Here is a 10,511-nt window from a genome sequence, read left to right as displayed (position 1 = left end):
CAATAATATTAATATGTTATACATAATCCACTCCTTTATTTTTATGCTTTTATCAAAACAATACTATATAAGTTTGCTATACGGCCTTGTTAAAACCACTCAATCGAGATTTAACATCCCGCCATAAAGGCTAGCACCTCTCTAGCGAAATAGTTTTCGAATCACTTAAGAATTTTCTCAATAAATCATATCTGTTTTTATATAAGTCATGTTCAAAAAACAACTTCAATATCAAATCGTTATTGTTCGTTTTTTCGTTCTCTATAAATTTTAATATATTCTCAGCCTGTTTCTGAGTAGATAATTCATGAACATTTCTTTTCTTGATTTCACATTCATTAAAAATGGTCCTAACTCCATGAGTTGCAACTTTCCATCTATCTCCCAGTATTAAATCAAAATACCGATGAGACCTCAATGAATGAAAGGCAGAGGTTATAACAAGAACTTTAGACTTAGAATGCTGAAGAGCATGCTTTTCTAACTTTAATTTCGAAAAAAAAGCATTTCCAATAGTATCCATAGAGTCTTCTTCGAGGATAATTTCATTCGTAATTCCATAGCTCTCAACGTATGTTAGCATTGTCCTAGACTCCGACTCACTCAATGAAAAACCTCCACCACTTAAAACCAATATTGAATTGGGGTTATCTTTTATGATTTTTTCTGATTTTTCTATTCTAGGAAATAAATTTTCGTGACTATCAGCCCCAAGAATAATTATTATGTCAGGATTAAGAAATGACTCTGTATTTCCTATATAATTCCTATCACCATACCATTCAACCAAACAACTTAACAGGTAACTCAACGTATAATTAGATTGACTTAGAGCTAAACTTATATCTTTCTCGATAATAATTCCAGATTCAATTAAGTATCTTTTAACCTTACGAAGCTCTGTGGTTTTATATAACAAATCAAAATAGAAAACATCCAATCTGTATGATTTGATTAAATCAAAAACTTCATTCTTATTAATTTTAACATTTTTTAACTCTACTACTAACCGTAAATAATAGCTCATATTACCTCATCACCAGTCAAGCTTAAACATTTACACCAAAATATAAAGGTTGATAAATTGCACTGATAATATAACAACTAGTGCCATAACTGTGTTATTTTGTAATTGATTTTATCCATATAAAACTACACCGAAAAATTACAAACTTCCTTTTTTAACAGTCTATTTAGATGCTAAGACTAAACGAGTATATGCAAAAATCAGACAAATATTAACCAAGTTCCCCCCTTTTATTTGACTCTGTTGCAAAAAATTCAGCTAAGGCTCAGAATTCGGTTCTGTCGCAAGCTGGAGCCGTAAGTTATGATCTCCATCAACATTCATCACTTCCAACATTATGACCATTAAACTCATAGGCCGTTATTTTCCTTCCCTTTAAAGCTACATAATCATTACTCTGATGTGTAACATTGGCTGAATCGAACGGTTAGTTCATCAACCTTATCCTTATACAGTCCATGCTCGATAAGCATCTCATTTAAGATTGCACATGGCTGTCCAGCAATAGTCTTAGGCTTAAAGGCTTGGCCCTTCTTCTTGAATCGATCATAAGTCAGCAACTCCATGAATTGGTGGTTTGATTCTGACTTCAACTCTTCGGCAACAAGTTGCTTCAAGATAGTTAGGCGATCAGGGTGTGTAACGCCTTCCGGCAAAAGCGGCGATAAATGTACTGCTACGTTGTAGTTGTCAGGGAAGACGTACTGGAAGTTGTTTAGCGAGCGCATAGCGTGGTAGTTGTTCGTGATCACCAACCAGTCAGTAATGTCTTTTAATGACTCATTTTCGGTGATAGTGAAGTATGAGAATTCAGCGTTACCAACGGTATCTAAAGCCAACAACTCTTTGTAAAGGCGATCACCGGCCAATCCCTTAGAAACAAGGTAGTCATACATATAATCGGCTTCTACAATGCCTTTTTTGCGCCCTTTGCCAGAAAGAATTATCGGTAATGACTTGTTGTCCATTGCTATCTTGTAAGCGTCATCTAGGCGGCTTTCTAGAATGCCCATTTCAGGTGTAGAGCCAACCACAATGATACCCTTTGGCGTGAAATTGGCAGATTTAGGGAACGTTTCGCCAGTGTTCTCAAGGACGGTGTCAAAAACCTCATTAATGATTGCGATTTTGTTTTGCTCTAAGTTTTGGATCACAAGGGTAGTATCCACTGAGCTTGAAAACTGCTTCATTGCCAACAGTTCGTGGTTCAGGTTGTCATATAGATCGAATACCTTATCGAAATGCCCTTCAAGGATGTTGTCAGCGACATTGCTAGCTGATACCTCAATGCTCTCCAGTTGCTTCATGCGCTTATGTAAAAGGGTATCCGATGCTCTGGTTGCTGCATTTGCACAAATAGAGAAAACAATTAGCGCTGCTAATGGGAGTTTCTTAAACATTTTATCATTCCTTATCTGCTAGGTTTGATTGAATATGCCTGACGCATCATCGGTAAACGTTGCGGTAACATTGTAATAAAACTTATGGAATAAGCACCTTGATATAGCTCCTATTGCTAGGGTTTACCAAAAGATATTTGAATTCTTGGTCCGACTCCCATAACAATGATGTATAGGTTGTTATGATCCAAAATTATTCTTTTAAATAAATTCCCACTTACAGTTTTCTCATCATCAATTGACAATTGTATCCTTCCTTGACCTTCCTTAATCCATTCATATTTGAGAAAAATCTTGTGTTTTTTGCCTCCATTGATAGCTTCAAAGATAAAGTCTCCTTTAGATTCAGATATTCTGTTTGCTTTAAATAAAACTGACTGACTCTCTCCTTTTGTAATGTAAGGGTCTGGTAGTACAATATCTTCTGATTTTTCTTTGCTATCAATAATGTAAGAGTCTACTGAAATAGAATCTACATTATAGTTAAATATATCCAAAGAAAAAGGTTGTCCTTTTAAGTATTCTTTCGCTTTTAGCGTATTATCTATTAAGCTTGTTGTCGTTTGAGTAACATCAGAAATAGAAGGTGCGAACGCAAAAGAAAAAGGAGATATAAACAAAAATAGCCACGATATTACTTTTATTTTATTCATTAAATAACCACTAAGCTTTAAAGCTTCCTAATTTTCAAGAGATGGATAAATTACTAATACAATGAACTCTGTATTATTCAAAAATATGCATATAGAATATAAGAAGACTAGGTTATTATTCTGTTAAATGGTTCTAAAAGTTAGCTTTCCAAAAGCGAGTCTGGTCGACGACTCTTGATCTCGAGGGGTCTGTCGCAAGTTGGAGTCGTAAGTTAGGATCTCCATCGACATTAATCACTTCCAACATTATGAGCATTAAATTCACAAGCCGTCATTTTCCTTCCGAGATCATACTACAGACCGTTCGTTACAATCTTGTCTACAAGCTGAGCTACCTGAAATTAAAGAGATATTGGCAGAGCGTGGCATCATTGTTGACCACTCAACATTGAGCCGCAGGGTCATCTAATATGCCCCTTTACTGGAACATCGAGCCCGACAAGTGAATAAAGCCAGTCGAGTATTCGTGGAGGATAGACGAGACCTACATCAACGTCAAAGGCCAATGGAAGTATTACTACTGAGCCGTTAATAAGTAAGGTGATTGATTGATTTTCTACTGCTTGATAAGCGAGATGAAAAAGCAGCTAGAGCTTTTTCCAAATGCCATCGGTCAACATGGAATACCCGAGAAAGTGGTTATTGACGGCAGCCATTCCAACGCGTTAGCACTGCACATATCAATGTTGAGCTTGGAATAACGGATACATGCTGTGCCTAATTGAAATCCTTTCAATCAAGTATCTGGACAATATCGTCGAGCAAAGTGAAGGTAAAATGAACAGCTCGACAATCCTGAAGGCTTATCTGTTTGGTGGCAGTTTTACGCGCTTGCAGTCTAATTGTATCTGAAAATCAGTGAGCGCGTAGTTAGACTAAACTCTGCGACAAAACCCTTTTTACGTTATTTCACTCCTCCTTCGACCATCGTCAAAGCTAAATATAATTCGCTTATTGTATGACTGAGTTGTAGGTGTGTTTTTACATATGCCCTCAGGAGATATGGCATATGTTGGCAAGCCCAATATGGAATTTAATAACAGCTGTAATGATTACAGTACTAAGTATTTTTTTGTTGATTTAGTGTTAAATATCGCGTCAATTCGCTATTTAATTCGGTTTTTTCGCTATTAATTGATTAGATGCCCAAATAAATTTGATATAACTGTCTGAGTTAATGTAGGGTGTTGAAAGGTTTGTGGGGAATGAAACCCTTAAATAAGGATATTTTTATGCGTAAAATTCTTGCGGCATCGCTTGTTCTAGCCAGTGCATCGTTCACCGTTTCTGCTGAAGAGTGTGGCAAAGTGACTATTGCCGACATGAATTGGAATTCAGCAACATTAATGGCCAACGTGGATCGATTTATCTTAGATCATGGTTACGGATGTGATGCTGTATTGGTGCCGGGCGACACGATGCCAACAGGGGCGTCGATGGTCGAAAGAGGGCAACCAGATATTGCGCCAGAGTTTTGGAGTAACTCGATGAAAGCCGCTCTCGATAGAGGGGTTGCAGAAGGACGTATTCGCTATGCGGGCTCTAGCTTATCAGATGGTGGTGAAGAAGGTTTTTGGGTTCCGGAATATATGGTTAAAAAAGACCCGACTTTAGCCACTATTGAAGGTGTTAAAGCTAACGCTAAATTGTTTAAGCATCCTGAAGACCCAAGTAAATCTGCTTTCATGGGGTGTCCTGCAGGATGGAATTGTCAGATTTCAGCAGGTAATTTATTTAATGCTTTAGAGCTGGATAAAGCAGGGTTTGATTTGATTGATCCAGGTTCAGGTGCAGGCTTATCGGGCTCGATTGCCAAAGCATATGAACGTGAAGAAGCATGGTTTGGTTATTACTGGGCACCAACCGCGGTATTGGGTAAATACAAAATGGTGAAAGTTGATTTCGGCTCGGGTGTTGATGAGCAGCAATTTAAAGACTGTACTACTAACGTAGATTGCTTGGATCCAGTGCCGACCATGTACCCGCCATCGCCAGTTGATACGGTCGTAACTGAAAGCTTTGCGAAAAGTTCACCAGAAGCTGTTGAGTACTTATCTAAACGTGCCTTTACCAATGCGAAAATGAATTCATTATTGGCATGGATGGAAGACTATCAAGCTGATGGTGAATTTGCTGCGGAACATTTTTTGAATGAGAACCCAGAAATTTGGACGGCATGGGTAAGTCCTGAAATAGCGGACAAAGTGAAGAAAGCGTTAGCAGCACTGTAAGTCTTTATAAAGCCCGGCAATTGAGAAGCCGGGCTTTTGCATTTTTAGGAAAAATTGTTATGTCAGATAAATCATGGTTGACGGAAATTCCGCAGCTTGACCGTTACCAACTACTTGAAATTCGTAAAACACTCGATGGTGCTTACCGTAGCTTTTCTCGTGAATATGGTGACAGCATCGAATCCTTCTTTGACCCTTTATTATCGTTCCTTATCTGGTTTGAAAAACTTCTGCTGGGTACGCCATGGTGGATAGTTATTGGTGTGTTAGCGGGCTTAGCATATTTAGCGAGTCGTTCATGGAAACTAACCGCAGGGGTTGTTGTCGCCTTCACATTGATCGGTGTGTTCGGTATGTGGGATAACACCATGCGTACCATGAGTATTATTTTAGTTTCGACCATGGTCGCCATCGCAATTGGTATTCCCATTGGTATTGCGATGGCGCGATCCAACAGGGTGCAATCTATTACGATGCCAATGCTCGATATTATGCAAACCATGCCAGCATTTGTGTATTTGATCCCGGTCGTAATGTTACTGGGGATCGGTAAAATTCCTGGTGTGATTGCCGTGGTGATCTATGCGGTTCCACCTGTTATTCGTCTAACTAATCTGGGCATTCGTTTAGTTGATAAAGAAGTACTTGAAGCGGCTACCGCTTACGGTGCAAGCCCTATGCAGCGTCTATTTGGGGTGCAGCTTCCGTTAGCAATGCCAAATATTATGGCGGGTATCAACCAAACCATCATGATGGCACTTGCCATGGTTGTTATTGCTTCAATGATTGGTGTTAAAGGATTAGGACAACCAGTACTTCAATCCATCACAAACCAATATTTCACTTTAGGCTTACTTAACGGTTTAGCGATTGTGGCATTAGCGATTATTTTTGATCGTATTTCTCAGAGCTATGCAAAGCGTACCCAACAGCATTTAGGAGGTCGCTAACATGACGAACAAATCACAAACAACACCGCTTATTCGGGTTAAAAACCTGTACAAAGTGTTTGGACCCAACGCAAAAGCAGTGTTGGAACAAGTGAAAGCGGGGAAATCGAAAGATGATATTCTGGCAGAAACGGGTCACACCGTTGGGCTTTGTGATATCAATCTGGAAGTGAATCCGGGTGAGATCTTTGTCGTCATGGGGTTATCGGGTTCCGGTAAGTCGACGCTTATTCGTCACTTTAACCGTTTGATTGACCCTACCGAAGGTGTGATTGAGATTGCGGGCACAGATGTCATGAACCTGAACGATAAAGGGTTACAAGATTTCCGCCGTAATAAAATGTCAATGGTATTCCAGCGTTTTGGTTTGATGCCACACCGCACTGTATTGCAAAACATCGGTTATGGTTTGCAAGTTCAAGGGGTGAAGAAAAACGAATGGGAAGCCAGTGCTCGTGAATGGCTTGAAACAGTAGGCTTGAGTGGATATGAAAAGCAATACCCATCACAGCTATCTGGTGGGCAGCAACAGCGTGTAGGGTTAGCCCGTGCTCTATGTACCGATGCTGATATCTTGTTAATGGATGAAGCATTCTCGGCGCTCGATCCATTAATTCGTAGTGAAATGCAAGATCAACTCATTGAATTACAAGAAAAGCTGCATAAAACGATCGTGTTTATTACCCATGATTTAGATGAGGCACTACGCTTGGGCGATAAAATTGCTATTTTGCGCGATGGTGTATTGGTTCAGCAAGGTGAGCCGGTCGATATTTTATTGAATCCTGCTGATGATTATGTAGAAGCCTTTGTTAAAGATGTTAACCGTGCACGTGCCTTAACGGTAGAAACAGTGATGAAGCCGCAAGGGGTGAGGATTTCTGCTGAGACGATTGGTGAAGCAGTCGCAGAAATGCGTAAAGCCAAAGATGATTACGGTTATTACATTAACGATGAAGGCTACCAAGGGGTTATAACCCAAGAGACCCTTGAAAACGCCGAGCAGGCAGATTATGGCAATGCGATTGATGAATCTATGTTAGAAGACGTGCCTTCAATACAAACAGATGCATTATTAGAAGCGGTGATCCCTGAAACATTAGAGAATAAACACCCGTTACCTGTATTGAATGCTGAGGGTGAAGTCGAGGGGCGTCTGTCTCGTTCAACGTTAGCGGAAGTGCTTAGTGAGCATAGTGCTTCATCTGGCGAAGAGGCTGATAGCGATGTTAAAGATAGTGTATCGGCTAGCAGTAAAGCGGCATAAAGTTACCTGAATTCATTCCTAATGAAATATTCTAAAACACCTCTGTCAGTTACTCTGACAGAGGTGTTTTTTATGTAGACCAGCAATTATCTGCCCCTCTACTTTGTACCTCTGCTTTGTTTCTCTGAGTATTCTGTCACCCTACAAATTTATTACTTTTTTATCTGCCGATATAAGCATATATATCATGGTGTTATTTTTTTACTTCTCATTTAAGTACCACCTCTCTCAAAGCTAAGACAATGTATAAGGTCTTGGTTATAGGCGTATGACTAAACTTTTCAGGCAGAACAGCAATGACTGTTGGAGGAGTGTATGAGAAAGCAAATGATTTGGGCATTATTGCTCTCAGTTGCGTCTTTGGTTGGCTGCCATGATGAAGAATTAAATTTTGCGGTAACCTTATCTGGTTCGCAGGAAGTTCCGCCTGTGCAAACAACTGCGATGGCATCCGGAACGGTGACACTATTAATCACACAGGGTAGTGAGGATCATTTTTTCTCGCTTCCTTCAGGGCATATGAATAAAGAGGATGAGCCTGAATTTGGCAACGATGATACTTATGCATTGAGTGCTGAGATAGATATCAGTGCGGTTGATAATGTGCTTGCTGCCCATATTCACCAAGGCAGTGTTGGGGAAAATGGTCCTGTTGCATTTGAATTTACGGATAACGGTGATGGTACGATGATAGTTACCGAAACCGACATTACCATGGAGCAGGCTGACATGTTGATGGGCGGGGAATGGTATATCAATGTTCATACCCAACAAGCCCCGCCGGGAGAAGTGAGAGGGCAAATTGTGGATGCCGATACCCAAGTCCTAGCATTTGCTCTTAGTGGACGCCAGGAGGTCCCCGCGCTTGATACTGACGCATTTGGGCATGGTTATGCAACGGTCAATACAGGTAGCAATGATATTGATTTAACTGTGCTGACTACTGGGGTGGAAGATGCTGTTGCAGCTCATATTCATGAAGGTGAGATCGGTACAAACGGTGGTGTGGTTGTATTTCTTGAGCAAAGTACTGAAGACGCAACGGTATGGCAAACACCCGATGGGACTAGCCTCGAGACCGATGTTGTGGAAGCAATGCTTGCGGGTGGTCACTATGTCAATATTCATACCCCAGATGTACCAAGTGGAGAAATCCGCGGCCAAATATTTAATGACACAGTAACAGTATTTGCATTTGGTTTAAGCGGTGACGAAGAAGTGCCTCCGGTTGTTACTGATGCGGCGGGTGACGGCTATGTGTGGTTTGATGGCACAACAGGCTTACTGTCTGTCCTTATTCTAACAACAGGCTTAGAAGAGGCTGTTGCCGCGCATGTGCATCAGGGAGAGATTGGTACCAATGGTGGTGTAGCTGTCGAGCTCGAGCAAGACACGGGTGATATGAATGTATGGCGAAGTCCTGATAACGCTATTTTGGATGAAGAAACAGCCAACATCCTGCTAAGGGGCGGTCATTACCTCAATATTCATACGCCGACGGTGCCAAGTGGTGAGGTACGGGGGCAAATAGATTAAATGTCGAGGTGTTGTTAGCTCGCCATACAAGAAGTAGCTGCCAAAATAAGAAAGCTTCGACACATATTCGATATCTTAGACACAGATTCGATTTAGCTTCGAAGCTTTCTTTATTTATGAGCCTGTCTTTGTGTTCCGCCCTAAATTTTTAAAGAGTTAAACCTTATCGAAGCGAGGAGGCTACTCTGTTACGGCAGTGATGGCATCAACCGCATTTAGTAGTTTTGCTTCTAACTCAGCACTCGTGCATTGGTTGGTTTTTAAGTCAAAAGTATTGTAAAAGTCAGGTATAGAAATGACAGATCTGATGTCATTCTTGAAAAAAGCAGAAGAGTTTTGTGCAATATTTAGTACGCTTTTTGCGCCGCCTTGTCCTGGTGTTGCTGCTAGCATGATGGTTGGTTTTTGTTGGAATAGACCCATGTTAATTCTAGAGGTCCAATCTAATAAGTTCTTGAATGCTGCAGTATAGTTACCGTTGTGCTCTGCATATCCAATAATAATAAGATCTGCGGCTTCAATATCATTATAAAAGTCTTTAGCTGGCTGTAGTACGCCATTTTCTTTTTCTAATTCTGGATCGTAGATTGGCAGAATATAATCATTAACACTAGAGAGCTTTATTGATGCTCCTGGTATAAGGTTTGCCAGATAATTAACCATGGTTTTGTTAATTGATGAACGGCTATTACTGGTAGAAAAAGCTAAAACCTTCATATTTATTCCCTTAAAAACTGACGTAGATGTTTAAAAATGTGCATGGTTAAGTTGCGAATATTCGTTTGCTTCGCTTGTTCTTTTCATCTTTTTGCGATGAATAACACTCTCTCATTGTTTTGTTGTGCATGCAACAATATGTGTTGTGGTTGATTGTAAATGAATATGAAGAAGGCCGCATTTGCGGCCTTTAATGGTTAGCATATTTGGGATTTGCTATCACGATTTTTGGGAGGCGATTAGTCTGAGCTCAGTTCAAAGCTATCTTGTAAGACAGTGTATCGCTCATAACCTTTGTGCCAAGCAGTAACCAGATCTGGTTCATGCTCAAAGTTGATGCATTGACCTTGGTACTTCTTCCCTTTTAGGCCATGTTCGTAGGCCGAATTCAATTCACAGAATATGCCATTGCCTCTGTCAAAGCCTTCATTGTATTGCTCGACTTGTTCTTTGTTTACAACAGTCAGGAAGGTTAACTCAGTAGCAGATCTTTGATGTTGACCTGTCGCACCATCGCTAAAACCTAATTGCTCCCACTTGTTCTGCTTAGCGAGTTGAGTATCTGTGATAAAGCTCGAACAACCAAATAGCAATGAACTGGCGAGGGCAATTGATAATAATTTCATTTTGGCTCCTTAATACCTAATCGGGCTTAACATCAAATTGCCATTTAACTAAAGCAGCAGATCGTGATTTTGTATAGAAAATAAGAGAGTTATTTAGGTATTGA

At 40.2% G+C, this 10,511-nt stretch carries 9 protein-coding genes and 1 pseudogene; 5 read left to right on the top strand and 5 right to left on the bottom strand.

Annotated features, from left to right (window positions below):
* Window positions 1-130 precede the first annotated feature (130 nt).
* From L4D78_RS18985 to L4D78_RS18975, 3 genes are all read right to left on the bottom strand, one after another.
* Window positions 131-1,027 (bottom strand): YdcF family protein, encoded by an 897-nt coding sequence (locus L4D78_RS18985; protein WP_428468390.1) that lies wholly within the window; start codon window positions 1,025-1,027, stop codon window positions 131-133.
* Between the two features lie 392 nt (window positions 1,028-1,419).
* A complete protein-coding gene (locus L4D78_RS18980; protein WP_428468389.1) occupies window positions 1,420-2,427 on the bottom strand; it encodes a YdcF family protein in 1,008 nt (335 codons plus the stop codon).
* Window positions 2,428-2,543: 116 nt separating this feature from the next.
* Window positions 2,544-3,080 (bottom strand): hypothetical protein, encoded by a 537-nt coding sequence (locus tag L4D78_RS18975; RefSeq protein ID WP_428468388.1) that lies wholly within the window; start codon window positions 3,078-3,080, stop codon window positions 2,544-2,546.
* A 248-nt stretch (window positions 3,081-3,328) separates the two neighbouring features.
* Here L4D78_RS18975 and L4D78_RS18970 point away from each other — a divergent pair.
* The 5 genes and pseudogenes from L4D78_RS18970 to L4D78_RS18950 form a co-directional block, all read left to right on the top strand.
* Window positions 3,329-3,866: pseudogene (locus tag L4D78_RS18970) on the top strand (IS6 family transposase); the annotation flags it as partial.
* 446 nt (window positions 3,867-4,312) lie between these two features.
* A complete protein-coding gene (locus L4D78_RS18965; protein WP_428468387.1) occupies window positions 4,313-5,311 on the top strand; it encodes an ABC transporter substrate-binding protein in 999 nt (332 codons plus the stop codon).
* A 59-nt stretch (window positions 5,312-5,370) separates the two neighbouring features.
* A complete protein-coding gene (locus L4D78_RS18960) occupies window positions 5,371-6,261 on the top strand; it encodes an ABC transporter permease (RefSeq protein WP_428468386.1) in 891 nt (296 codons plus the stop codon).
* 1 nt (window position 6,262) lies between these two features.
* Window positions 6,263-7,528, top strand: coding sequence for a quaternary amine ABC transporter ATP-binding protein (locus L4D78_RS18955; RefSeq protein WP_428468385.1), 1,266 nt, complete (start codon window positions 6,263-6,265; stop codon window positions 7,526-7,528).
* Between the two features lie 315 nt (window positions 7,529-7,843).
* Window positions 7,844-9,064, top strand: a complete 1,221-nt coding sequence (locus L4D78_RS18950; protein ID WP_428468384.1) for a CHRD domain-containing protein — start codon at window positions 7,844-7,846, stop codon at window positions 9,062-9,064.
* 180 nt (window positions 9,065-9,244) lie between these two features.
* Here L4D78_RS18950 and L4D78_RS18945 read toward each other — a convergent pair whose 3' ends face one another.
* Both L4D78_RS18945 and L4D78_RS18940 read right to left on the bottom strand, forming a co-directional pair.
* A complete protein-coding gene (locus L4D78_RS18945) occupies window positions 9,245-9,781 on the bottom strand; it encodes an NADPH-dependent FMN reductase (RefSeq protein ID WP_428468383.1) in 537 nt (178 codons plus the stop codon).
* A gap of 239 nt (window positions 9,782-10,020) precedes the next feature.
* Entirely contained in the window at window positions 10,021-10,407 is a 387-nt protein-coding gene (locus L4D78_RS18940) for a DUF2799 domain-containing protein (protein ID WP_428468382.1), read from the bottom strand.
* Window positions 10,408-10,511 lie beyond the last annotated feature (104 nt).

It is taken from the genome of Photobacterium minamisatsumaniensis (assembly GCF_050336695.1).
Lineage (GTDB): Bacteria > Pseudomonadota > Gammaproteobacteria > Enterobacterales > Vibrionaceae > Photobacterium > Photobacterium minamisatsumaniensis.
The sequence above is the reverse complement of the archived record's forward strand: the minus strand, read 5'-3'. Positions and strand labels throughout refer to the sequence as shown.

Coding starts and splice junctions, on each gene's coding strand:
- L4D78_RS18985 (WP_428468390.1), bottom strand. CDS start 1,027: ATGAGCTATTATTTACGGTTAGTAGTAGAGTTAAAAAATGTTAAAATT.
- L4D78_RS18980 (WP_428468389.1), bottom strand. CDS start 2,427: ATGTTTAAGAAACTCCCATTAGCAGCGCTAATTGTTTTCTCTATTTGT.
- L4D78_RS18975 (WP_428468388.1), bottom strand. CDS start 3,080: ATGAATAAAATAAAAGTAATATCGTGGCTATTTTTGTTTATATCTCCT.
- L4D78_RS18965 (WP_428468387.1), top strand. CDS start 4,313: ATGCGTAAAATTCTTGCGGCATCGCTTGTTCTAGCCAGTGCATCGTTC.
- L4D78_RS18960 (WP_428468386.1), top strand. CDS start 5,371: ATGTCAGATAAATCATGGTTGACGGAAATTCCGCAGCTTGACCGTTAC.
- L4D78_RS18955 (WP_428468385.1), top strand. CDS start 6,263: ATGACGAACAAATCACAAACAACACCGCTTATTCGGGTTAAAAACCTG.
- L4D78_RS18950 (WP_428468384.1), top strand. CDS start 7,844: ATGAGAAAGCAAATGATTTGGGCATTATTGCTCTCAGTTGCGTCTTTG.
- L4D78_RS18945 (WP_428468383.1), bottom strand. CDS start 9,781: ATGAAGGTTTTAGCTTTTTCTACCAGTAATAGCCGTTCATCAATTAAC.
- L4D78_RS18940 (WP_428468382.1), bottom strand. CDS start 10,407: ATGAAATTATTATCAATTGCCCTCGCCAGTTCATTGCTATTTGGTTGT.